Origin of the sequence: Bacillus alkalicellulosilyticus (assembly GCF_002019795.1) — a bacterium.
Taxonomy (GTDB): Bacteria; Bacillota; Bacilli; order Bacillales; family Bacillaceae_F; genus Bacillus_AO; species Bacillus_AO alkalicellulosilyticum.
Genome location: NZ_KV917381.1, coordinates 2,547,558 through 2,569,992, shown reverse-complemented (window position 1 = coordinate 2,569,992; position 22,435 = coordinate 2,547,558). Strand labels below are relative to the sequence as shown.

The 22,435-nt window shown below is 36.3% G+C and carries 28 protein-coding genes; 22 read left to right on the top strand and 6 right to left on the bottom strand.

Annotation, left to right across the window (positions count from 1 at the left end):
• Positions 1–111 precede the first annotated feature (111 nt).
• Both BK585_RS12950 and BK585_RS12945 read left to right on the top strand, forming a co-directional pair.
• Positions 112–1,341 (top strand): YecA family protein, encoded by a 1,230-nt coding sequence (locus BK585_RS12950; RefSeq protein ID WP_078553823.1) that lies wholly within the window; start codon positions 112–114, stop codon positions 1,339–1,341.
• A 141-nt stretch (positions 1,342–1,482) separates the two neighbouring features.
• The gene (locus tag BK585_RS12945) at positions 1,483–1,818 is read left to right on the top strand and encodes a toprim domain-containing protein (protein WP_078553822.1); all 336 of its coding nucleotides are present in this window, start codon (positions 1,483–1,485) and stop codon (positions 1,816–1,818) included.
• Between the two features lie 132 nt (positions 1,819–1,950).
• Here the strand turns inward: BK585_RS12945 and BK585_RS24050 are convergent, their stop codons facing one another.
• Complete coding sequence (locus BK585_RS24050) at positions 1,951–2,091, bottom strand: hypothetical protein (protein ID WP_170885580.1); 141 nt, start codon at positions 2,089–2,091, stop codon at positions 1,951–1,953.
• A 155-nt stretch (positions 2,092–2,246) separates the two neighbouring features.
• Between BK585_RS24050 and BK585_RS12940 the strand changes: the two genes are divergently transcribed.
• Positions 2,247–2,741 carry a GyrI-like domain-containing protein gene (locus tag BK585_RS12940; protein ID WP_078553821.1) on the top strand — a complete coding sequence of 165 codons (495 nt, stop codon included), beginning with the start codon at positions 2,247–2,249 and terminating at the stop codon, positions 2,739–2,741.
• A 117-nt stretch (positions 2,742–2,858) separates the two neighbouring features.
• Here BK585_RS12940 and BK585_RS12935 read toward each other — a convergent pair whose 3' ends face one another.
• Together BK585_RS12935 and BK585_RS12930 are read right to left on the bottom strand one after the other, a co-directional pair.
• Positions 2,859–3,356, bottom strand: coding sequence for a P-loop nucleotide/nucleoside kinase family protein (locus tag BK585_RS12935; protein ID WP_078553820.1), 498 nt, complete (start codon positions 3,354–3,356; stop codon positions 2,859–2,861).
• A gap of 24 nt (positions 3,357–3,380) precedes the next feature.
• The gene (locus tag BK585_RS12930; RefSeq protein WP_078553819.1) at positions 3,381–3,848 is read right to left on the bottom strand and encodes an SRPBCC family protein; all 468 of its coding nucleotides are present in this window, start codon (positions 3,846–3,848) and stop codon (positions 3,381–3,383) included.
• A 181-nt stretch (positions 3,849–4,029) separates the two neighbouring features.
• On the opposite strand from BK585_RS12930, the gene BK585_RS12925 reads away from it, so the two are divergent.
• From BK585_RS12925 to BK585_RS12855, 15 genes are all read left to right on the top strand, one after another.
• Complete coding sequence (locus BK585_RS12925) at positions 4,030–4,944, top strand: AraC family transcriptional regulator (protein ID WP_078553818.1); 915 nt, start codon at positions 4,030–4,032, stop codon at positions 4,942–4,944.
• Between the two features lie 22 nt (positions 4,945–4,966).
• The gene (locus BK585_RS12920) at positions 4,967–5,413 is read left to right on the top strand and encodes a GNAT family N-acetyltransferase (RefSeq protein ID WP_139367559.1); all 447 of its coding nucleotides are present in this window, start codon (positions 4,967–4,969) and stop codon (positions 5,411–5,413) included.
• Between the two features lie 160 nt (positions 5,414–5,573).
• Positions 5,574–6,344 carry a YdcF family protein gene (locus tag BK585_RS12915; RefSeq protein ID WP_078553816.1) on the top strand — a complete coding sequence of 257 codons (771 nt, stop codon included), beginning with the start codon at positions 5,574–5,576 and terminating at the stop codon, positions 6,342–6,344.
• Positions 6,345–6,438: 94 nt separating this feature from the next.
• Complete coding sequence (locus BK585_RS12910; RefSeq protein WP_078553815.1) at positions 6,439–7,230, top strand: phosphotransferase; 792 nt, start codon at positions 6,439–6,441, stop codon at positions 7,228–7,230.
• A gap of 19 nt (positions 7,231–7,249) precedes the next feature.
• A complete protein-coding gene (locus BK585_RS12905) occupies positions 7,250–7,798 on the top strand; it encodes a hypothetical protein (protein WP_078553814.1) in 549 nt (182 codons plus the stop codon).
• 90 nt (positions 7,799–7,888) lie between these two features.
• Positions 7,889–8,734, top strand: coding sequence for an aldo/keto reductase (locus BK585_RS12900; RefSeq protein WP_078553813.1), 846 nt, complete (start codon positions 7,889–7,891; stop codon positions 8,732–8,734).
• A 27-nt stretch (positions 8,735–8,761) separates the two neighbouring features.
• Positions 8,762–9,277 carry a GNAT family N-acetyltransferase gene (locus BK585_RS12895; protein ID WP_078553812.1) on the top strand — a complete coding sequence of 172 codons (516 nt, stop codon included), beginning with the start codon at positions 8,762–8,764 and terminating at the stop codon, positions 9,275–9,277.
• A gap of 67 nt (positions 9,278–9,344) precedes the next feature.
• Complete coding sequence (locus BK585_RS12890; protein ID WP_078553811.1) at positions 9,345–10,286, top strand: hypothetical protein; 942 nt, start codon at positions 9,345–9,347, stop codon at positions 10,284–10,286.
• Between the two features lie 133 nt (positions 10,287–10,419).
• On the top strand, positions 10,420–10,854 hold the full coding sequence (locus BK585_RS12885; RefSeq protein WP_078553810.1) for a MarR family winged helix-turn-helix transcriptional regulator: 435 nt from the start codon (positions 10,420–10,422) through the stop codon (positions 10,852–10,854).
• Between the two features lie 112 nt (positions 10,855–10,966).
• Positions 10,967–11,527: an FAD-dependent oxidoreductase gene (locus BK585_RS12880; RefSeq protein ID WP_078553809.1), complete on the top strand. Its 561-nt coding sequence runs from the start codon at positions 10,967–10,969 to the stop codon at positions 11,525–11,527.
• 213 nt (positions 11,528–11,740) lie between these two features.
• On the top strand, positions 11,741–12,367 hold the full coding sequence (locus BK585_RS12875; protein WP_078553808.1) for an FMN-dependent NADH-azoreductase: 627 nt from the start codon (positions 11,741–11,743) through the stop codon (positions 12,365–12,367).
• A 161-nt stretch (positions 12,368–12,528) separates the two neighbouring features.
• On the top strand, positions 12,529–12,723 hold the full coding sequence (locus tag BK585_RS12870; RefSeq protein WP_078553807.1) for a hypothetical protein: 195 nt from the start codon (positions 12,529–12,531) through the stop codon (positions 12,721–12,723).
• A gap of 201 nt (positions 12,724–12,924) precedes the next feature.
• Entirely contained in the window at positions 12,925–13,344 is a 420-nt protein-coding gene (locus BK585_RS12865; protein ID WP_078553806.1) for an RDD family protein, read from the top strand.
• Between the two features lie 386 nt (positions 13,345–13,730).
• Positions 13,731–14,285, top strand: a complete 555-nt coding sequence (locus BK585_RS12860; protein WP_078553805.1) for a histidine phosphatase family protein — start codon at positions 13,731–13,733, stop codon at positions 14,283–14,285.
• Between the two features lie 227 nt (positions 14,286–14,512).
• Positions 14,513–14,767 (top strand): hypothetical protein, encoded by a 255-nt coding sequence (locus tag BK585_RS12855; protein WP_078553804.1) that lies wholly within the window; start codon positions 14,513–14,515, stop codon positions 14,765–14,767.
• 94 nt (positions 14,768–14,861) lie between these two features.
• Here BK585_RS12855 and BK585_RS12850 read toward each other — a convergent pair whose 3' ends face one another.
• Entirely contained in the window at positions 14,862–16,712 is a 1,851-nt protein-coding gene (locus BK585_RS12850) for an SLC13 family permease (protein WP_170885579.1), read from the bottom strand.
• A 276-nt stretch (positions 16,713–16,988) separates the two neighbouring features.
• Here BK585_RS12850 and BK585_RS12845 point away from each other — a divergent pair, with 276 nt between their 5' ends.
• The gene (locus BK585_RS12845) at positions 16,989–17,417 is read left to right on the top strand and encodes a hypothetical protein (protein WP_078553802.1); all 429 of its coding nucleotides are present in this window, start codon (positions 16,989–16,991) and stop codon (positions 17,415–17,417) included.
• 71 nt (positions 17,418–17,488) lie between these two features.
• Here the strand turns inward: BK585_RS12845 and BK585_RS12840 are convergent, their stop codons facing one another.
• Entirely contained in the window at positions 17,489–18,514 is a 1,026-nt protein-coding gene (locus BK585_RS12840; protein ID WP_078553801.1) for a GGDEF domain-containing protein, read from the bottom strand.
• A 571-nt stretch (positions 18,515–19,085) separates the two neighbouring features.
• On the opposite strand from BK585_RS12840, the gene BK585_RS12835 reads away from it, so the two are divergent.
• From BK585_RS12835 to BK585_RS12825, 3 genes are all read left to right on the top strand, one after another.
• Positions 19,086–19,877 carry a carboxylesterase family protein gene (locus BK585_RS12835; RefSeq protein WP_170885578.1) on the top strand — a complete coding sequence of 264 codons (792 nt, stop codon included), beginning with the start codon at positions 19,086–19,088 and terminating at the stop codon, positions 19,875–19,877.
• Positions 19,878–20,096: 219 nt separating this feature from the next.
• A complete protein-coding gene (locus BK585_RS12830; RefSeq protein ID WP_078553799.1) occupies positions 20,097–20,372 on the top strand; it encodes a CD3324 family protein in 276 nt (91 codons plus the stop codon).
• 130 nt (positions 20,373–20,502) lie between these two features.
• A complete protein-coding gene (locus BK585_RS12825; protein WP_078553798.1) occupies positions 20,503–20,925 on the top strand; it encodes a GNAT family N-acetyltransferase in 423 nt (140 codons plus the stop codon).
• Between the two features lie 137 nt (positions 20,926–21,062).
• Here the strand turns inward: BK585_RS12825 and BK585_RS12820 are convergent, their stop codons facing one another.
• Positions 21,063–22,040, bottom strand: a complete 978-nt coding sequence (locus BK585_RS12820) for a S8 family peptidase (RefSeq protein ID WP_078553797.1) — start codon at positions 22,038–22,040, stop codon at positions 21,063–21,065.
• Positions 22,041–22,435 lie beyond the last annotated feature (395 nt).

Sequence of the window (22,435 nt, the reverse complement as noted above, 5' to 3'; positions counted from 1 at the left end):
TTTGAGAAAAGAACCTATAAATATTTAAAGCAAATTTATCTATTTTGTGTTCAACTTTGCTAATGTTGTTTACAATGAGAGGTGAGGTCTAATGTATCGGAGGAGAAAGTAATGAGATACCAAAAAAGTGGGAAAACCGACGAGGAACTAGAAGAAATCCTAGAAGCATTTCTTATGGAACAAGAGGGAATGATGAAGAAATGGTTGAAGAAGGTGAGTCTTCCTCGTTATCTTACGGATGAACTTAGTTTAGTAACAAAAACAGATCTTGATAAAATTCGTAAAAACCTTGGAATTAAAAACGTAAGTCAATTAAATAAGAAAGACCTGATTGTAGAGTTAGTTAAACAAATTCCAGCTACAATTAGCGAAAATATAGTTAAACTAGACGTTGAGGCATATTCTTTAGTAAAAAAAGTAGTGAAACATTCTTTTTATCACACCGACACGGAAAATATAGAACTACAAAAAGTACAATACCTTCAAGACTTATTGTTGGTTTTTCCGGGAGAGTATCAGGGAAAACCTGGCTTATATATGACAGAAGAAATAAAGAAGGTCTTTTCGGAAAATGATGGACCAGAATTAGAAACGATTGTTCGTCGCAATACAGAATGGATTACACTTACACATGGTATGCTTTACTATTATGGATTTTTAGACATTCATAATTTAATGAAACTGATGAAAAAATATACAGACAAGGATGTACCAGTAAATGAGTTTCTTGATGCGTTACTTTTTGCAGCCAAATATTACGAGCAAATCATTCCTGTGTTAAATGGGTTTGAGGATTACAGGGTCGAGAATTCTACTCTTTTAGCAGAAGAGCAACAACGTCGCAATGACCTAAGCTTCTATCCATTTACGAAAAAGCAATTGCTTGAAGCCGGGCAACAAGACTTTGTTGAAACAACGCCAGAGATAAAGCAATTTATTAAATTATTGCAGCAACATTTCACACTTACAAAAGCTGATATTGAAGATATTGTATTTGATATCACAGTAAAGGTTAATACAGAAGCTTCTCCAACAGAAATGATGGATTATTTACAAGAACATTTTGAAATTCCATCATTTAAATTCATGGAGCAGATCACGGAAAAACTAATGAATATCCATAATAGTACGAGAATGTGGGTGCTTAAGGGACATAAACCGAAAGAACTATTTCATGAAGAAAAGAAGCATCTACAGCCTTTACCCACAGCACCTTTTTCCATGAAGCCTACGACCAATAATAAGGTAGTTGATATCAATAGCTATAAAAAGACAGGAAGAAACGAGTTATGCCCATGTGGCAGTGGGAAAAAATTTAAGAAATGCTGTATCAAATCGTAGCTTATCTTGGACATGCTCTTCTTTTTTGGCTGTATAAATAATGGCTTGAATCAACAAACTTTTACTTACATCTCTTTTTTAAGTTGTAAAATATCAACTTCTGAATATAGATAACGGACATCGAAGTAAAGGGTGAGTAGCATGGATGAAAAAGTGTTGATTGTAGAAGGCACCAATGACCGGAAGCGAGTAAAGCAAGTGTTAGAGGAAGATGTAGATATCGTTTGTACGTATGGAACGCTAAGTGCCGAAAAACTTGAAAATCTGATTTTACCGATTGAGGATAAAGATGTATATATCCTTGTAGATGCCGATGATTCTGGTGAAAGCTTACGTAAGCAATTAAAAAGAGAGTTGCCAAATGCCACTCACCTATATACGTTAAAAGGATATGGTCAGGTAGAGACGACACCTCATGAATATTTGGCCCAAGTGTTACGAGGATATTTCCTTGTGAAAGAAATGTTTAAACAATAGTTTAAACTCGCCAAAAGTCCCGTTGTCAGAAATACACAACGGGACTTTTTTTAGTTGGTGGCGGTTACGCTCATAGAATAGAGCCTGGAACAAATCCTAAAACATTATTTTGTCCACACTCTAATTTCTGTTTTAGATGGAATCGTCATAATCATAGCGGAACCCATCTTGTTGGGCAGGTTGGGATTTTTGTTGTTTTTTCACATTGTCAGAGGTTTTTGGAACGTATGGTTGTGGTTTTATTCCTTTTTTAGTGTTTGGTTGTTTTTCCATGTTGAACACCTCCAGTATGATTTCCCTTTCATTATTTGTAAAAGTGTTCAAGCTATACTACTTTAGATGTGTTTATCATACATTTTTCACAAATAACAGGAAACAATTTCACTATTGTAGAAATAAATGGTAATCATTAGTGAAGAGGTGAAATAATGGAAATGACTAAAGGAAACGAAACGAAACTCATCACAAAAAATTCGTTCAAAGCGGTCGGATTAAAATGGGAAGGAACGTTTGCTGAAGCCAAAGCGGGAGGAATTCGAGCCATTCAACAACAAATAAAACTGAGAATAAACGAAATTCCACAGACGGTAAATCCTGACCAATTATTAGGGTTGTCTTTTCACGCAATGCCAGGGAAAGAAGGATTTACTCATTATTCAGTGGTAGAAGTTGGCTCAGAAGCACCTATACCAGATGGAATGGTTGTTGTGACAGTTCCCTCTCTTACGTATGCCTGCTGTAAACATATGAAAGGGGAAAACATCTCTCAATCATACACGAACCTATATACATGGATTGACCAGCAAGGATTTGAAGGTGATTATGCATATGGACTAACCCACTTCGAAGAGTATCCGATGGAGCAGGATCCTTATGATGTTGAACCTGAATTTACGATGATGATTCCAGTGAAGAAGAAATAATAAACAAGAGGAACTGCGCATCTATATACAAATGAAGCTTTTCTTACTCACATTTCATTTTATACCAAATAGAGTAGCTACCTGAAACAGAATGTAGCTACTCTATATACACGAATCTCATTCTTTTCCGCTAACCTCCAAAATATTTAAACCTTCGGATGCTTCTGGTGCTTCAAAAAATTTAGTAACTTGATTAAACACCGCTTCCGTATCAAAAGCTGCTCTTTCAGGTTGTTCGTTACGCCTTTGTGCAATTTGGCGTAAGCACTGGTCGTTATTTAGATTAAGGAAGATTAGTTGATGGCTTGCGTTTAACTCTGACGCCATATCCCAAAACCACTTTCGCAGTTTTTGAGTATTAGCTGGAAAATCCATCACTACATCTGTACCAACACTTAATATGTTTTGGACATGCTTTTTCACCAACGGCTTCAGCTGCGATGAGAATCTTATATAATCCTCAAATGATGTAATCTGATTGGGATAAAGAGATGAGAGCCATTCGTCCTCAGACAAGAGTACCGCATGTTTTTCTATTGCCATTTTTTTTGATTGGGTTGATTTTCCTGCACCCATTTTTCCACAGAAAAAGTATAGCGTTCCCGGTTTCTTCATATTCCTTACCTCCCCGCCCTTATTTTATGACTTAAATCCTTCGTTTCTTTCTGCCATTGTTTTTAGTGCTTTTGCTCGGTCCACAATAAAGTTCTTCATATATTTTTCTAAAAATAACTTATCAGCAAGCACACCAATAATACCAAAAGGAGATGTATAAGAAAATGTATCAAACATAATCGTTCCAGTACCACTTTCTTTAAATTCATGTGTGTGTGTAAATGACTGAAATGCTCCTTTTACCATAACATCTGTAAAATTATACGGTTTTTCCATTTCAATTATCTTAGCTGTTACTCTTTGTTTTACTCCTAGATGGATAGCTTCCCACGTAACGGTGTCGCCATTTTCTAGCAATCCTTCTGTAACGCCAGCAACTGCTTTTTCCTTTGTTTTACTTGTTGTCTTTGTGTGGATATCCACGTTTCTCGCAAGGTCAAAACAAACATCGATAGGTGCATGGATATAAATTTCATGTTTGATTAGAGGCATAAGTAAATTACCTTTCACTTTCAAAGTGTTGAATTAATTATACTAATAGTTAGGAAAAAACTAAATATGATATATGTATTTGGTTGATATAAGTAAATAGTCCTGTGACAAAACACACTAATACAAGATGACAGCTGTTAGGTATAATGGGGGAAGAGTATGAAAAAGCGGGGGATGTACAATGAATTGGGTCACAGTAGGCGGTGAAAAGAACGATTTTATATTTCTGATGAAGTATCAAAGTATGCAAGGAGAGCTTGGTGTTAAACAAGCATCAAGTCGTTATCGACTCGTTCTTATTGAATCTGGTACAGGAATTGTTGTCTTGAATGGCAACCAAATTTATCCTCTTATGACACCATCCATGATTTGTCTTAATGAAAATGAAACCATCGAGCTTATTCAAGGGTCGACAATTAAGGCCAGGACGATATACTTTCATCCAAGTGTTATCAATCACAAATTCACGTTTGATTTTCAATCTGACGACGAAGGTTTTACAATAACGGACTGTCAAGATAAGTGGAGCTTACGTATGCTGTTTGACCGACAAACGACCTCGTGTGAAGGGATTTATTTAGAACCTGCAACTGCCAGTTTAATTTCAAGTCATTTTGAAGCGATCCAACAAGTTCTCCATACACAACCAAAGCATTGGCCTTGCCTTGCGCGTTCATATGTTTTATCTTCCCTTTATCTTATCTATCAATGTAAAAACAGCAATTATGTTACACATTCTCCAGAAATATCTCGAGTCGAACAAGAACAAATTAATTCGTTGCTTTATTATCTACATGTTCATTACCAAGAGAAAATCAAACTTGATGATTTAGCCAAAATGTATCAAACGAACAGAACATCTTTAAATGAACAGTTTAAAAAACATACAGGGCAATCGGTCATAGCCTATTTGACAAACATTCGAATGGAAGTAGCAAGTACATTATTACATAATACGTTGTTGCCAGTAACCGAAATCATGCAACAAGTAGGATACAAAGATGGATCTCATTTTTATAGACATTTTGTAAAGCATACCGGTCAATCTCCTACGCACTATAGAGAAAAAAACTGCTGGTTAATAGCTACTAAATAATTAATCGGAGGGCGATGACTTGGTGAGAAAAGCGATAAAATCAGATATACGAACAATAGCACTACGAAAACTAGATATGTTTAAAGAAGTTGGGATGGACCACATGATAAGATATGATTTTATCGAATCAGTGGTAACCACATATCATGATTTGTATACCAAGGACAAGGCCATTCATTTTGTCATTGAAGAAAATGATAGAATTGTGGCTTGTGCTGGTGGGTTTATAAAAGAGGATTTACCGTATTGTTTTTATAAAAACCCTCAATATGGGTTTATTGGAGATGTATATGTAGAGCCGCCATATAGAAATCAAGGTTATGCCAAAAAAGTAACAAATGAAGTGCTGCAATGGTTTGAGTCCAGAGACATTCACACTATTCGTCTATTAGCTAGCGACAAGGCGAAGAGACTATATAAATCGATAGGATTTGTAGAAACGGAAGAAATGATTTTTCATAGGAAGTAAAATAATTAAAGAATACAAATAAAGGAAAATTAAAAGAAATGTAGAAATTTGTTATAAGGATTTTGATAATGAGATTGGATTTAGATTATGGTATGTACGATTTATCTTATCCTCTTAGTATAGAACAGAAAATGATAGCAGATAAGATAGGGGTTTATCTATGGATTTAAGGATACGAACAAAGAAGAGGCTAGGCACTTTCTTCCTCATTATAACTGGAATGGCATTACTCATTGTGTTTGGTCGTAGTTTTGGAGTTTTGTTTATTCTAGCAAATATTCTAACAGTTTTTGCGATTAAGGGAACTTATAACCTTTATCATTCAAGTGGGAATCGGTTGTTTAGAATAGCGAATCGCTTGATAACGATAGGTTATTTATTATTTATCTTGTCTTTTTTGGTAATAGAAGGCTTTATCATTCATGAAATTCAATCAAGCAAGCATACTAATCATGAAAACGTTGATTATGTGATAATCCTTGGAGCTGGTTTACACGGGGATCAACTATCGAAAACATTAGAAGGTAGATTAGTAGCAGCAGTTGATTATCTTAATCAACACGAGGATGTACCTGTTATTGTATCTGGAGGTCAAGGGCCAGGTGAGTGGATAACGGAAGCAGAAGCGATGGGGCGCTACCTTTTAGAGCAAGGGATAGACGAAAAACGAATCTATTATGAGCACCGCTCAACATCAACGTATGAAAACATTGGATTTTCCAAGGAGATAATGAAAGAACTAGGGGGAGAGAATTCAACGGTAACCATTGTCACAAGTGATTACCATATCCTCCGCGCTAAGATGATTGGAAAAGAATTAGGGCTAGAGTGCTATGGAGTAGGGGGAGACTCTCCTTTTTTTGTGAAAGTAAATTATTTAATTAGGGAATACTTTGGTGTGGCAAAAACGGTTGTAGGTCAAATGAGTTGATCGAGTATCAAGAACGACCATTTCTAGAAAGCCATTTAAAAATAAAAACCGAACATTCTAATTGTATAAAAAGAAGAAGAAGGAGTATAGAAGGATGCCAAACCAATCAAATGAAGAAATGTTAACTGGTGGAAATGTCTCCAATGTGTATCGAGCAGGAAATAACGTTCGAAGAGAGATGAAGCCGGAGAGTGATAGAATCCACCTTTTATTGAAACATCTAGAAAACAAAGGTTTTTCGTATTCGCCTAGATTTTTAGGGGTTGATGAGAAAGGCAGAGAGATTCTTTCCTATATTGAGGGTGAGGCAGGACATTATCCTCTAATGAGTTACATGTGGAGTGATGAGGTATTAACAAAAATTGCGAAAATGCAACGCGCTTATCATGAGGCTGTTAGTGATTTTCCGATTCCTGCTGATTGGGAACCATTAGATAACACGCCTAATCAAGTAGACGTGTTATGTCATAATGACTTTGCTATGTATAACATCATCTTTAATGAAGAAAAACCAGTAGGGCTCATTGATTTTGATGTAGCTGCGCCTGGACCAAGGATTTGGGATATCGCTTATACACTATACACATGTGTTCCATTAAGTAGATTTATCCTTTCGGAGCAAGGTGAAAAAGTCGATTATGACACAAAAAAGCATGCTAGTGTAATAAAACAAAGAATACACCTGTTTTTTGAAGCATATGGAGAGATCGTTCCAGATAACATCTTTGAAATAGTTATTCGTCGCTTGGAAGCACTTTGTACTACAATGAAAAGAAAGGCAGCAGAAGGCGATAATGCATTTCTGAAGATGATAAAAGAAGGGCATCTTGACCATTATCAAGACGATATCTTATTCATCAACCACTTTTCAAAAGAGTGGAAGTAAGTAAAACAGGGGGAACATGATGAAAATTTTTCTAAGTCTATCGATACTTATCATACTTTTAATAGGATGTGCCTCTCAGGATCCACTAGAATTAACAAAGGCAACTGTTGAAGAAAGAGATGAAAATGTATCTGGTCCAAATGAAATACAACTTAAGTCCTTGAATTATGAGTTTGTTTTGAAAAATAATAGCAAGAAGACCATTGGCGGTATGGAAAAGCTTAGAGAAGACAGTTATTCCTACGAGGATGGAATCGAACTATCGATAGAACCAAGTGAAAAATTGGTTAAGATTTTAGAAGAAACGATAGGTTTTAACTTTTTTGAGGATAATGGTCAAGGAGGACTGGGGAGAGGAACAGCTACAAATCCATTTATCGACCCAAATCAAATTGGTGTTTACAACTTTCATTTTGATTTAGGAGCGATAGAAGTGAATGATGAAATACAACTAGCCCCTACACAAGAAGAAATGGATAGGCTAGTAGAAAATGCTCTAGAGGCAACGTTAGTAGTTCGAGTTGAAAATGAGGAAATCGCTCGTTTTGATTTAACGAAATGGAAATAGGTTATTTACGGAAAACTGTGGACGTACTTACCAAATCTTAAAATAGATATACCGTGATGGCACTATGATATGAAAAAGGAGTGAATGAAAATGAAACAAAAAATTCCTGAAATAACATTAAATGACGGAGTAACAATCCCTGTTATTGGATTAGGTACATATACAATGAAAGGTCATCAAGGTGCAGTTGAAATCCAAAACGCTATTGATGAAATCGGGTATCGCCTTTTGGATTCAGCTTATAATTATGAGAATGAAGGAACGGTGGGAGAGGCGGTAAGACGGAGTACGGTACCAAGAGACGAACTTATCATTACTTCCAAATTACCAGGGCGCTATCAGGAATTTGATAAAGCGCTTATGACTGTGGAAGAATCGTTATATCGAGCGAATCTCGATTATTATGATCTTTACTTAATTCATTGGCCCAATCCTATTCAAGACAATTATGTTGAAGCATGGCAAGCATTAATTGAAGCAAAGAAACGAGGCTATATACGGTCGATCGGTGTTTGTAATTTCTTACCTGAATACCTTGAACGTTTGGAGAAGGAGACAGGTGTAAAACCAAGTATAAATCAAATCGAATTGCATCCATTTTTTAATCAAGAAGAACAAAGAACATGGCATCAAGCACATGAAATTACGACACAATCATGGAGTCCGTTGGCTCGGGCGAATGATGTATTACAAAACAACGTAATCCAACAAATTGCAGAAAATCATAACAAATCCATTTCACAAGTGATTTTACGCTGGCATTTTCAGCTTGGAGCCATTTCCATTCCTAAATCTTCTTCACTTGTAAGACAGCTAGAAAACATATCAATTTTTGATTTTGAATTAAACGATAAAGAAATGAGTCTCATCTCAGGTTTATCTCGCCCGGACGGCAGGATTAACAATCAAGATCCAGCGGTGTATGAAGAGTTTTAACGATGTCATGTTATAGGAGCAATGTGAATGGTGTATTTAGTTAAACCGACAGTTTCACTTAAGGAAGATTATCTTTCATTTTACCAAGAATGGCTAGATAGTGGAGAAGAAATGATACCCTGGGTGATTGAAAAGGACCCAGCAAACTTTGAGGAAATGATACAGTCGATACAAGACCACGAAAAGGGGATAAACCTTCCAGATGGATGGGTTCCTGATTCTACGTACTGGTTACTTACAAATCATAAAAAAATAGTTGGAGTTGTGAATATACGACATCAGCTATCGGCTTTTTTGCTGACTCGAGGGGGGCACATTGGTTACGGCATTCGTCCATCTGAAAGAAGAAAAGGATATGCGACTAAGCTGTTATCATTGTCGCTTGAAAAGGCAAACGAGCTAGGAATTAAAAAAGCATTGATAGTTTGTGATGAAACAAATATTGCGTCGTTCAAAACAATTATCAAAAATGGAGGCATTTCCGATAAAGACTTTATAGAAGAAAACGGAAATGTAATCAAAAGATTTTGGATTGAATTGTAGGAGATATGTAAGAAATAGAGTTGTATGTATTGAAGTAAGTATGGGAATCACAAAAAAGGAGAGTAAAATGAGTAGTGATTTAGTAAGAAAAGGTCTTTCAATTATTTCGCAATGTAAGGATGATACAGGGGATATTTGGCACGCTCATTTTGGTGCGGCAGCAATTGCAAGTTATTATTTAGTAAAAGATTTTACGTTTTCACAAGAATCCGTTGACCGTATTATTAGCCAATCCGAAAAAATGATTGAAAAACATTCGCTTTCACAAGTTCATTTTACAACGGGGGTAGACTATACGGTTGCCGAAAGAAAAATAGTAGACGCCTTGGAAGAAACGATAGGACAGCTTCATTGGGTTGGGCATCATGTCATCTACACGGCATACAGCTTACTGGCGATAAGAGAACTTGGAAGTTGGGGAGAAGAAAGTATTGATAAAATAGTCCAGTTGATTCTCTCTTTTAAGGGAACCATTCCAGGTCGTTCTTGGATAGGATATACAGCCAAAGACATTAAGAATATGGAAATTACTAAAGACGATAAAATCCCAAGCATTCTCACTCCAGTTGATTTGTCTGAATTTATATTAAAAGAACTAGCAACGTTTCAAACCATTTATGAAGCAGAGGCGCACCATGATTTGATAGGTCATATGCTTACTTACTCTCATGCTTTGAATGTGATATACGACCTTGGACATCATTCTTTATTCCATAAGGGCTTATTTCCAGTATTGCAACTTGTGAAAGCTCTACGTAAATCCAAAGAGATAACAGATGTAACTTCAATAAAACTCGTCTCTCCTGTGGATAAATTACCTTTGTTTCAGAAGCAGAGAGCAAATGCATTGCCGTTTGAAAAATCTTTTTGGGAAAAGGATTACGAAGGGATAGAATGGGATTTTGGTCATTTGTTTAAATTTACATATAGTTATCTGGACCATACCAATAGAGTACCTGCTTTAAAGGAAGATACACTCGAGAATTTTAGATACATTATTAGCTATTAGTGAATGAAGACTGTGAGACTATTTAATTTGTATACAGTAACAGGAAAGTTTCCTTATCGTTTGACATTTTGATTTATGATTACATATAATTGGTATGTATAGCAACTAAAATTAGCAGTGAGGGGCATTGGCTATGAAGTTAACGTTTCAAGATTATATCAGTATTAAAATACACAAGACGGATTTGAACCTCACTAGCTTCATTAAATCAAAGTTAGAACCATTTAATTTAGCGCCTGAGCAAAATTTAATTATGATGCTTTTATGGGAAAAAGATGGTTTAAACCAGAATCAATTGGTGGAAAAGTTAAGTAAAGATAAAACGAATATAGCCAGAATGGCATCTAACTTAGAAAGTAAAGGATTTATTACGCGTATCCATTGCAACAATGACCGCCGTTCCATAAGGCTTTACTTAACACCACAGGGAAAAGAGCTTGGAGAAAAAATCATTCCTATTTCTGAAGAATTTAATGATATTGTTTGTCAGGGGATTAGCTTGGATGAAATCCACCAAATGGAAAAGATACTTGATAAGATGAATGCGAATGTGCAAAAAATGCAGTAATTCTTTCCGAGTATTAGTTGCTATAACAACCAACAGGATCCCACTTATATTTAAGGAAAGGCTCTTTAAATATAACGGAAATAGATAACAAACAAAAAGTGGAGGTTTTATTATGTATGATGTAGTTATTATTGGTGCTGGACCAGCAGGAGCAAGCGCTGCCATTTTTGCGGCAAAGGCAGGTAAAAAAACGTTAGTGTTGGATAACGGAAAAGGAATGACTCAAAGAGCATGGGTTGAGAATCATTACGGTGTCAATGAAGTAGCTGGACCTGAGCTAGTGGAGTCAGGTAAAAAGCAAGCTATTAAATTTGGTGCAGAGATTGTAGAAGCGACTGTAGAGAATATTACTTCTACTAACGAAGGTCTTACAGTTCAAGCTGATAACCAGGAATACCAAGCAAAACATGTATTATTAGCGACAGGTGCGCTAGCGGACCTCGCCGAAAAAATTGGTGTGAAAGTGATTCCAGGAACAGAACCTAGAATTAAAAACAACGTAGAAGTTGATAATGAAGGTCGTACGAACATCAAAGGGATCTGGGCGGCTGGAACAATTGCTGGAGTAAGTGTCCATACTATCGTAACAGCTGGAAATGGTGCAGCAGTAGCGATTAATATCATCAGTGAAATAAATGGAGAGCGTTATGTTGACCATGATATTTTAAAGTAAGAGGTTCGAGAGGGTGGTACAAAAGGTTAGTTTAGTTAATCTTTTGTACCACTCCTCTCTTTTAATTCACTTTTGTTGACATAGTGGATTGAAATTCGTATACTTACAAAAGAAATAGTTGCTATAGCAACAAAGTGGATATAAAGTCCTATTATCAATACAATAAGAACTATAATTGCTCAGGCAACTAAAATATAACTGGAGGTAGTCAAAGTGGCAAAAGTATTATTTGTTAAAGCAAATTCAAGACCAATTGAACAGGCAGTGAGTGTCAAGATGTATCATACATTCCTTGACCAATATAAAGAATCAAACCCACAAGATGAAATTATTGAGCTAGATTTGTTTGAAGAAAATTTACCATATTATGATACGGATAAAATCAATGGAATGTTCAAATTATCAAAAGGTATGGAATTAACGGACTATGAAAAGAAAGCTACTGATTTAGTGAATGCATATTTAAATCAATTCCTTGAAGCAGATAAAGTGGTCTTCGCGTTTCCACTATGGAATTTTACAGTGCCAGCTGTGTTGCACACATATTTAGATTACTTAGCACAAGCGGGAAAAACATTCAAATATACAGCAGAAGGTCCAGTTGGGTTACTTACCGACAAAAAGGTTGTGCTTTTAAATGCTAGAGGTGGCGTATATTCAGAAGGCCCTGCTCAATCAGTTGAAATGGCAGTTAATTTTGTAACCAATATGTTACACTTCTGGGGAGTTCAAAACATTACGAACGTGATTATAGAAGGACATAATCAATTTCCTGACCAAGCAGAATCTATTATTGAAAAAGGTCTACAAAACGCGGTTCAAGTGGCAAAAGAATTTTAAAAAGACAAAAAGAAACTCATTTGGTTATTAGACCAAGTGAGTTTTTTTAAAATGGCTCTTTTCGCATAGATTGTTGCTTTTTTGACCAGACCTCCTATTAGTTGCTAAAATACTACCATAGGAGTTGCACCAATAGTACCATCAGGGAGCGCTTTGGATTATTGATTCGGGTTCAACAGTCGATATTATCTGCGGGACTGGATGAAGGGTTAGGAATCTTTGAGGTAGACTTTGCTCCAAATAACTTAACGTTAACGATTCCTGATGATGCCAAGGTAGTGGACCTAATCAACCATCCAGATACTCCAACGGTATTTGAATCCACACTAACCTTTAGTATTGTTACGGGTCCGTAAGACTATTGATGTGGTAACGATATGGCTGCTTTGAAATAGAGTTTGATTACTTATGATAATTTTATGATACATGTATATAAGAGCTGTATATAAGAGATACTATATGACAAGATGGAAGCACCCACTTTTACTAAATAGATAAAAGTGGGTGATTTTTGTCGTGAAACGGCTCTAAGTAATAGACAAATAGGAGGGGATATTGTGCATTGCAAAAATTCGGCGGGTTTAAAAAGTAGGTTAAGTGCTTTTCTGGTTGATGCTTTAATTTTATTTAGTGTATTTGGTGTTATTTTCTTGGAAGTTTATAATCGAATTGAGTGGGCTAATTTAAATTCACCTTATGGAGTTGCCTTGGTGTTGTATTTTTTACTTTTACCCATGGTATGGCGTGGGTATACAATAGGGAAACGAGCGGTAGGGATAAGAATTGCTAAAGTTGATGGGGATAGGGTTGGTGTCGTCACTGTACTCGTAAGGGGTATTGTTGCCATATTGTTTTATGGATTAACTTTCGGTATTGGCATCATTGTAAACGTATTCATGGTTGGAATTAGGAAAGATAATAGAGCGCTTCATGATATTATAACTAAAACGTATGTAACGACTGACACATATGAATAATTAAAAGGTATAAAAAGACTCGCTTCTCTTTACAGAGGGCGAATCTTTTTTATACATTGGTTAGAGTTTGGGTAGATAAAGAACCAATAAATAAACAGTTATTGAATGACAGTATTATTGACTTTACTTGGTTGTATATTTGCTTTTTTTAGGCTAAATTTTAGCAAAGACTGAACTGAACTCTAATAATGTGTTATATGAATCGGAAGAAATTGTTGACAATGATGAATTGTTTAATAGGGCAAAATTATTCATTGGAATCACTCCTCTTTTTTGATACCATTGTTGAATTAAGACGCAGGTCAAAAATACTAAGAATTGATTTTTGTTGATAATCTTTGAGAGTAATATCGTATATTGATAGTATGCAAGGGAGATGACCTGTATTGACGAATTTGTATTTTGTAAGACATGCGCATTCAACATACACACCAGATGAATATTCTAGACCATTGTCTGAAAAAGGGATGTTGGACGCTAACAGAGTAACCGAGGCACTGAAGAAAGAAGATATTCATGGAGTCATTTCTAGTCCGTATGTAAGAGCGATTCAAACGGTCGAAGGAATTGCGAACTACATAAAAAAAGATATTCACATTGTTGAGGACCTTAAAGAAAGGACATTAACAACAACACCTGCTGAAGACTTCACAATGGCGATTACAAAAGTGTGGGATGATCCCACTTTTTGTTGGGAAGGTGGAGAATCAAATATAGTTGCTCAAAAGAGAGGGGTTACCTCGGTACTCTCCTTGCTTGAGCAGTATGAAGGAAAAAATATCGTGATTGGGACGCATGGGAATATTATGGTGCTTATTATGAATTATTTTGATGCTAGCTATAGTTTTCATTTTTGGAAAAACCTTATGATGCCCGATATTTATAGGCTAACGTATAGCGAAAAAAATTTAAAAGAGGTCACGCAAATACAACTTGATTGAATTGATGTTGTTTTTTAGCTGCGTTGTTAGGAATCATTTCATAGCGGATACTAAAAATGAGAGGTGTCCCACATGAGACTTTTTCAATTATTTTTTATCCTTCTGTGTCTAGTAGCATGTACAACTTCAAATCCCTTTACTTTTATTGAGTTCACACAAGCTCTTGATAACGCAAAGGTTGGTCATTGCTTTATCAAAAATGAGGAAAAGGATCCTTTTTTTCGGTAGTGCCTAAAGCACTAAAGGTTGATGGAGAGTATATAGAGGTTTTTGAGTATGAATCTAAGGAAGAGATGGAACAAGAAGCTTCAAATGTACCCGGAAATGGCGATGTTGGACTGGCAACAATTGATTATAGTGCCACTCCGTATTACTTTAAAAAGGGGTATGTTATCGTGCATTACGCTGGTGACAATGAACAAATCCTCAAACAGTTAGTAAACATACTGGGGAAGCCTTTCGCTGGAGGGGCCCCTCATTGAAAAAATCAATATAAAGAGCTTTTAGACAGTTTCGCCCATTGCTTTGAGGTCAGGACAAAAGGTAACAACCTTTTGTCCTGACCTCTCTATCAAGTTAAAAAGGAAAGAACAACGGAATTAAAAGCACGGAAACAATCATAATCAATATTTGTAATGGAACACCAACCTTCACAAAATCAAGGAACGTGTATTTTCCAGCAGCCATCACCATCGCATTAGGTGGTGTAGCGACAGGAGTGGCAAATGCCATACTCGCTGAAAAGGCAACGGCCATTACCATAGGAATCGGACTTATCCCCATTTGTTCCGCGGTTAGAATCGCGACTGGAAACAACAGGACCGCTGTTGCCGTATTACTTATGAATTGACTGAATAGCGATGAAATCGCGTATAAACCAATCATTACTGCGAGAGGACCTATAGCGCCTAAACTTCCAATCAACCCCTCTGAAATAAACGTGACTCCGCCTGTATTTTCTAATGCGGTCGCCATCGGAAGCATACAAGCAATAAGCACAACGGTTTGCCAGTTAATTGACGAATATGCCTGGTCAGTTTGTCGCACACAGCCTGTAAGAATCATAAGAACTGCTGCAATAACAATAGAGACGACGGCAGGGAGCCACTCGAATACCATGAACAACAACATTCCAACTAAAATAATCCCTGCAATCAAACTTTGTTGCGTTTGATTTCCTAGGTCAGTATCTTCAGCCGCTGATTTTAACACAACGGTGTCATTTTTTTCAGCAGATAACAGATTAATATCTTTCCATTTTCCATGAACTAAAATGGAATCGCCATATAACAGCTTTTCATTCGCATGAATTTTTTTAGCGTCTTGAAATTGATGTTTCATTGCTAAAAGGGTAACCCCATATTTTTCTCTAAAATTTACTTGTCTTATCGTTTGATTCAATAATCTAGATTGCGGAGTTAATATGACTTCTGCTAAGTGAGACTCTTCTAGTTGATAGGATTCACCCTCTGGAAGTGGTAGAGCATGAACTCCCGTTTCAGCAAGGAACAACTGGAGATTCTCTTCTTCAACGTAAATAATTAAGCGGTCTCCTTCTTCAATTTCATAGCTAGGACCGACCGTGATTCGATTCGATTGATTGCGTCCAGAGAGGCGAAATAATGAACCTGATCCTGGCTTCATTGCTTCTAAGACAGTGACTTGATAAACACTTGGCCACTTAAGGTCACGGATGGTTTTGCCGATGTTTTGATTTCCTGCTGGCACTTCAACAGCAAAGATGAAATTAGATACCCCGTACTGTTCCACAAGGTCAGAAGCGTTAAATGAAGAAGTATTTTCCTTCGTATCCGCCGGCTTATCAAGCATTTTACGTCCGACAAACCATAAGTACAAAATCCCAACACCAAGAATGACAAGACCGATAGGCGTGAACGAGAAAAACGAAAGAGAACCATAGCCGTAATCGTGTAAGCTTTGACTTGCGATTAAGTTTGGAGCGGTACCGATTAATGTTAAAGCCCCACCCATACTGCTAGCAAATGCTAAAGGGATTAAAAGCTTACCTGGGTGTAACTGCATTTGTCGACATAAGCTTACGACAACCGGAAGCAATATCGCAACGGTTCCTGTATTACTCATAAAGCCACTTAATACAGCAACTAATATCAACATAAAAATCGTTAATTTCCATTCGCTATTCCCTGTCGTTTTTACAAGGAGATTTCCTGCTTTCTGCGCTAGTCCACTTTGGAATACACCTTCGCCGACAATAAACAAAGCGGCTATCATAATGACAACGCTATTAGAAAAACCAGCAAATGCTTCTGGAACAGTAATTAACCCTGTTAACAATAATGCAAGTAACGCACTAATAGCGACAAGGTCTGCTCGAAATCGTGGAACCAAAAAGCAGATGGTTGTTATGACTAGAATAAGAAAGACTAATTGCATTTCTGATATCATTACTTTTCTTTTCCTTTCTGGCTTCATCAGTTAAATAAATAGTATGAAACGAAACCGATAGTAGTATGTATTTAATTCCCTGTATAAGATTTTATAATAAATTCCTCACATTTGTAAGCTAATACGCACCATTTAAGCTAAGGAAAGGAAATTAGGTTGAATATGTTGGCAAAAAAAGAAAAAATGACAGTTACTTCCTTTGCTTGTTCTGGTAATGTTATTATAGATACAATGCCTCACTTGTTAGCAAGAGTTAAAAGATAGGAGTACGATTGAATGGGTAAAGTAGTTTCAATTAAACGAGGGATATTCTTTGTTCTTATAGGATGGTTACTAAGTGGATGTGTAATCATAGAGGGAAATTCGTTAAAATCTCACGTGGAAATCGAGTACAATAAAATGTTTGGAACAGAGTTTGACTATCTAGGCACAATTAGAATTTATAATGAAGAAACCAAGCAACTGGTAAAAAAACTAGAAGCGGAAGCATTTTTAGATTTTATTTTACACTCAGAACCAGAGGAGTTTCATGCTAACAATGATAAGGACTATCGAATAATGGTAACAGCTATTCAGGATCCAGATTATCGCAAGGGTCAGATGGAGGCTATTTTATACCTGGATTACGCGGATCAGGTAATTTGTAATGAAGAAAATAATAAATGTATAAAGGTTGGTAAGGAAGTAATGGAAGTATTACAGTAACGGGAAGGTAATTTACAATTATAAGAGGTCGGACATAAGGTTGTTTACCTTTTGGTCCGACCTCTTCATTTTTACACACTGTATACATTTACTTGATTTCTGCCTGATTCTTTTGCTACATAAAGAGCTTGGTCGACGCGTTCCAATAATGAATCCACAGTATCATTGGTTTGGAAGCTTTCTAACCCAAAGCTTGATGTCACTTGGTAGCCTTCAATGAAGTTGTGTTGTTCAATGGCTAACCTTATTTTTTCAGCAATAGAGAGAGATTCACTAACCGTTGTATTAGGTAAGAGTATAATGAATTCTTCTCCGCCCCAGCGACCAAACGAAGTTGTTTTAGGTAGTTGGTCCTTTACGATATTAGTGATATCAATAAGTACAGAATCACCTATTTGATGACCAAATCGGTCATTGATTTTTTTAAAGTAATCAATATCGAAAAAGATAATCGATAAAGGGGTATGGTTCTTTTGGGCCGCTTCTGTCATTTGTTCTAAAGAAGCAAAGATAGATCCACGATTATGAATCCCTGTTAACTGGTCAATATAAGCCAATTTTTTTAGCGTATCCATTTCAGCATAGGAAGTAAGAATGTGGCGAGCTGAAAACATAATTATAATATATACTAAATTCGCTAAATGATATTGGCTAAAAAGTGCATATTTAAAAGATGGGATATCGTTAATAAATAGTAAATTAATACCCAATGTTAAGGCCCAAATAAATAGAGCTAAAAGTGCACCAGCTCGTCCTGTAAGTGATACACAAATAAAAATATAGGTAAGTGGAGCCCATATAAACGTTTCAGTTGAGTCAAAAGCACCTTCTGTAACCATAAGTTGTAACATTCCGTAGCTGTTTAGGAGATGAATTGAACAAATAACAAAAAGAACTACGCGTTCCACCAAAATTAACTTCCATTTTTTATATAATATAATCCATCCAAAGGTAAAGAAAATCAGTAAAAATGTAATCACTATTTTACTTCGGAGTGTTATGGAATCCCAATAAAAGAAATTGTTAGCTAGAGCTAAGAGCAATATTGGAATAAGCCATAAATATAGTTTACGTTTAAGCAATTGAAATCTGTCCATATTGCATTCTCCTAGATTAAAAAAAGACTAATCTACCCGATTAGACTTCTCGTTTTCGGTAAGGCTGTCAAACTAAAATGATATAGATTTTAGTTTTGTATCCACTGATTTTTTAGGTGAACAATAACTATTTTATATTAAAAGTTTCAGTATATATATCCTAATTCTAAAGTATTAAAAATGCAACTATTATCCTAGTCAGTAAAGGTTGAATTTGTTCACTTATTATCCAAAAAATGGATAGTGTTGTTGGAGAGGTGTGAAAGGATATTCCCTCTGCTCAGACACTTTTACCATCATCGCAGCGCTGCTTGGCCATGTATCACGTTCGTCGCAGTAGCAAATGTCCATGCGCATGCCCTGCTTGGACACTGACATGTTCAACGAAGCACCAATTGTCCTTCCACGCAACCTACTCAGATGCTTTAAGAATGGCTGACTCGCTAAAGTTGTATATAAGCAATCCATTCATGCTGATTTGCAATGTATAGGTAAGTAAAATTCCTCTACAGTAGAATTAGGCTAAACATAGAAACAATCAACAAGCCAATTTTTTTCTGGGGGAATTATGATGAAAAAGATTTTTTTGGGATGTGGATTACTATTCATGATTAGTAGTTTATCTTTGGTAGGGTGTTCACCTTCGGAGACAGGAAGTAGTGAGGCTGAGGAATCCAATATTGAATCTGTAGAAGAAAACCAAACTACGAGTGAATCCGAAACAGATGCAGTTGAATTGGTGCAACAACTCGAGCATGACGGGCACGAGTATCTTTTAACTTTTCCAAAGGAGTATGCACCTGACTCTGATGATACATGGCCACTGATAGTCTTTCTTCATCAACGAGGGACGAACATTAACTTTTTAGAAAATATCGGGATGTACAAGGCGATAGACCAATTAGGGTATTCATTTGTGACGGTTTCGCCACAAGGTGATACGAATGGGTGGGATAATGAGGATTCGGCAGCACAAATCATTAACCTTGTAGAAGAAATGATAGCCTCTCATCAAATTGATGCTTCTCGTGTATATTTAACAGGAGCGAGTTTTGGTGGATTTGGGACTTGGTACATGGCAGCTCATCATCCAGAATTATTTGCAGCCTACGCCCCAATTGCTGGAGGGGGCGACCCTAGTACAGGATCTAAATTAGTGGACCGACCAATTTGGGTGTTTCATAATGACTTTGACGGAAGTATAAGACTAGAGCAAAGTCAAGAAATGGTGGATGCTGTGAAGGAAGCTGGTGGAGAGAACGTAAAGTTTACAATCTATGAAGCGGATGGTCACGATGCCTGGACAGAAACGTATAATAATCCTGAGTTTTACGACTGGTTACTTAGTCATTCTTTAGAATAGACCTAATGTGCCTAAAAGGGATATGAGTAATGACGTAGAAATATATATAAGGAATAAAAACCTACATGCCGTTTTTCTTAGCAAGGGAGGACACAATATGAGAAAGTTAATTTTAAGCTAATAGCAAAGACTGCTATTAGTGTGTGGATAATATTATGGGTCTATTAATATAGTAGTCTTTGCTTACCTCTTACGTAACAAAAAAGGAGGAGCAAAACTATGGGATATATCAAAGCAGACAAGGTGCTACCAGAAGAAATACTCTTATTAGTCCAAGAGTATATTGACGGTGAGTTTCTCTACATTCCAAGGAAACAAGGTGAAAAAAAGTCTTGGGGAGAGAAGAATGGGACAAAGCGAGAGTTGCATGCCAGAAATGATGAAATATACGGTAAGTACACTAACGGAATTTCGATTGCTAGCTTAGCATCAGAATACTGTTTGTCTAGAAAAAGCATAGAACGAATTATATATACTCTAAAAGGAAAAAGCTGACTAATTATTTTATATTAGTCAGTTTTTTGTGTTTGAGACTACCTCAAGATTAGTTAATACGTAACTATTAGGTGTTAGCTTTAGGGAATCTCCTTTATGCTAAGGTAAATAAGCAGTTGGGGGAGTTCAAATGATTCAAATGATAAGACAGGATAAGAGTTATGATAATGAAACGTTAAATAATCTGATCTATGAGTATAACGTTGAACATTTTCCAAAGGATTTGGCTGGAAGGTATGAGCAAATCTGCATTGTCCTTAAGAATGAAGAAGGAAAACTGCTTGGAGGGATTACTGGAGATGTATGCTGGAACTGGGTAGAGATTCACGTATTGTTTTTAGATAAATCGATTCGAAACAAAGGGTATGGAACGAAACTTTTAGCAGAAATAGAAAGAATTGCAATAGAGAAACAATGTGACTTCCTCAAGGTCGATACATTAAGCTTTCAAGCTTTAGGATTTTACCAAAAGAATGGATACGAAATCTTCGGCAGTATTGATAATGTGGGAAGACACTTTACTCACTATTATTTAAGAAAAGAGTTAAATTAGAGGATAGTATGATTTTTGTATAGTCATATTCTTCGAAATCCCGTTGTGAAAAATCCACTCACAACGGGATTTGAAGATGGTTGCGATGTTGTACAAATGGAAAAAATACATTTTTTTCAGATTTCTTCCTACCTTTCTTATACCTCTAGTTTATAGCTGTTTTCATGGCTTTGTTTAACTAGACTAGAAGAAAGCTTTAAAATCCCATTTCCTTGAAATGTTCTTCGGTAGTTAAGGCTGATCGTTCGTTTTATCAGTTGGGCATAAAGCTCTGGTTCAGTTATTTTGCGTTCAAATTCATGTTCAAATTTCTCAATTAATAAAGCACATGCCCCTGAAACATGAGGTGTGGCCATGGATGTGCCTGATAGCACAGCAAACTCACGATGTAAATAAGTTGAAATGATGTCCTCGCCAGGTGCAACAAGGTCTAGTTCACTGTTAGAATTACTAAAGTGAGACATTTTTTCTTGTAGATTGACAGACCCTACTTGTACAACCTCAGGAAAAGCACCCGGAAAAGCATATTCATTTGTTTCTTCATTTCCATCACCTTCATTTCCACTTGCACATACAACAATGATGTTAGAAGCGATCGCTTGCTTAATTGCTTCATGCATGTCTGGGTCAGGTTGTTGTCCTCCTAGAGATAGATTCATAATTCGAACGGATTCCCCGTTTGGACCAACCCAGTTCATAGCATATTTAATCCCTTCTGTTATCCACGAGGATTTCGCATAACCCTGTTTACTTAACACTTTAATCACTAACAATTTCGCAAAAGGTGCGACACCGATAATTCCAGCTTCATTCTTTTCAGCACAAATTGTTCCGCACACATGAGTCCCATGCCCATTATAATCTTCAAAAATCTCTGGGTCATATTTGTCATCAGAAGTGAAATTATATCCACCGATGATTTGATTTTTTAATTCTGGATGATCTGTATCACAGCCTGTATCTAGTACAGCAATCACAACTCCTTCTCCATAATAGCCTTGTTCCCAAAGAGATGGCGCTTCAATCAATTGAATACCAGGAGGAACCAATTTTGTAGTAGGGACAATGGACTTTACCATATAAGGAATAAGGTGAAATGCACTCATACTTCTCATCCTTTCTATTATAAAGTGACATATATTCCTATCCTTGAAATTTATAAATTTAGTGAATTTTTAAAATTAACAGTAATTTTTTATTTGATTTGTATTATAATAAATCTGTAAGCTTTCTTCATAAGGCGATTTCCATTATAGGAATCGTCTTTTCTTTTTATTTTCTGTCTTTAGTTTCTTTAACTTAATTGTATGAATTATCCCGAGTGTAAGAGTGGAAAAGAGCGTTGACAAAAGGACAAATAGTTTCAACACTTGCTCTAGCCACTGCAACACGGTGCTCACCTCCTTTCTAAAACAAAAAAATCCTAAAACAGTAAAAACAACTGCTAGGACGAGTAGTAGAATGATATAGTCAGGATAATTATGGAATATATGTCAATATGATTGTACCA

What these genes read in the sequence shown, in the direction of transcription:
- BK585_RS12950 (WP_078553823.1), top strand. Translation starts at nt 112, where the DNA reads ATGAGATACCAAAAAAGTGGGAAAACCGACGAGGAACTAGAAGAAATC.
- BK585_RS12945 (WP_078553822.1), top strand. Translation starts at nt 1,483, where the DNA reads ATGGATGAAAAAGTGTTGATTGTAGAAGGCACCAATGACCGGAAGCGA.
- BK585_RS24050 (WP_170885580.1), bottom strand. Translation starts at nt 2,091, where the DNA reads ATGGAAAAACAACCAAACACTAAAAAAGGAATAAAACCACAACCATAC.
- BK585_RS12940 (WP_078553821.1), top strand. Translation starts at nt 2,247, where the DNA reads ATGGAAATGACTAAAGGAAACGAAACGAAACTCATCACAAAAAATTCG.
- BK585_RS12935 (WP_078553820.1), bottom strand. Translation starts at nt 3,356, where the DNA reads ATGAAGAAACCGGGAACGCTATACTTTTTCTGTGGAAAAATGGGTGCA.
- BK585_RS12930 (WP_078553819.1), bottom strand. Translation starts at nt 3,848, where the DNA reads ATGCCTCTAATCAAACATGAAATTTATATCCATGCACCTATCGATGTT.
- BK585_RS12925 (WP_078553818.1), top strand. Translation starts at nt 4,030, where the DNA reads ATGAATTGGGTCACAGTAGGCGGTGAAAAGAACGATTTTATATTTCTG.
- BK585_RS12915 (WP_078553816.1), top strand. Translation starts at nt 5,574, where the DNA reads ATGGATTTAAGGATACGAACAAAGAAGAGGCTAGGCACTTTCTTCCTC.
- BK585_RS12910 (WP_078553815.1), top strand. Translation starts at nt 6,439, where the DNA reads ATGCCAAACCAATCAAATGAAGAAATGTTAACTGGTGGAAATGTCTCC.
- BK585_RS12905 (WP_078553814.1), top strand. Translation starts at nt 7,250, where the DNA reads ATGAAAATTTTTCTAAGTCTATCGATACTTATCATACTTTTAATAGGA.
- BK585_RS12900 (WP_078553813.1), top strand. Translation starts at nt 7,889, where the DNA reads ATGAAACAAAAAATTCCTGAAATAACATTAAATGACGGAGTAACAATC.
- BK585_RS12895 (WP_078553812.1), top strand. Translation starts at nt 8,762, where the DNA reads ATGGTGTATTTAGTTAAACCGACAGTTTCACTTAAGGAAGATTATCTT.
- BK585_RS12890 (WP_078553811.1), top strand. Translation starts at nt 9,345, where the DNA reads ATGAGTAGTGATTTAGTAAGAAAAGGTCTTTCAATTATTTCGCAATGT.
- BK585_RS12885 (WP_078553810.1), top strand. Translation starts at nt 10,420, where the DNA reads ATGAAGTTAACGTTTCAAGATTATATCAGTATTAAAATACACAAGACG.
- BK585_RS12880 (WP_078553809.1), top strand. Translation starts at nt 10,967, where the DNA reads ATGTATGATGTAGTTATTATTGGTGCTGGACCAGCAGGAGCAAGCGCT.
- BK585_RS12850 (WP_170885579.1), bottom strand. Translation starts at nt 16,712, where the DNA reads ATGATATCAGAAATGCAATTAGTCTTTCTTATTCTAGTCATAACAACC.
- BK585_RS12845 (WP_078553802.1), top strand. Translation starts at nt 16,989, where the DNA reads ATGGGTAAAGTAGTTTCAATTAAACGAGGGATATTCTTTGTTCTTATA.
- BK585_RS12840 (WP_078553801.1), bottom strand. Translation starts at nt 18,514, where the DNA reads ATGGACAGATTTCAATTGCTTAAACGTAAACTATATTTATGGCTTATT.
- BK585_RS12835 (WP_170885578.1), top strand. Translation starts at nt 19,086, where the DNA reads ATGAAAAAGATTTTTTTGGGATGTGGATTACTATTCATGATTAGTAGT.
- BK585_RS12830 (WP_078553799.1), top strand. Translation starts at nt 20,097, where the DNA reads ATGGGATATATCAAAGCAGACAAGGTGCTACCAGAAGAAATACTCTTA.
- BK585_RS12825 (WP_078553798.1), top strand. Translation starts at nt 20,503, where the DNA reads ATGATTCAAATGATAAGACAGGATAAGAGTTATGATAATGAAACGTTA.
- BK585_RS12820 (WP_078553797.1), bottom strand. Translation starts at nt 22,040, where the DNA reads ATGAGAAGTATGAGTGCATTTCACCTTATTCCTTATATGGTAAAGTCC.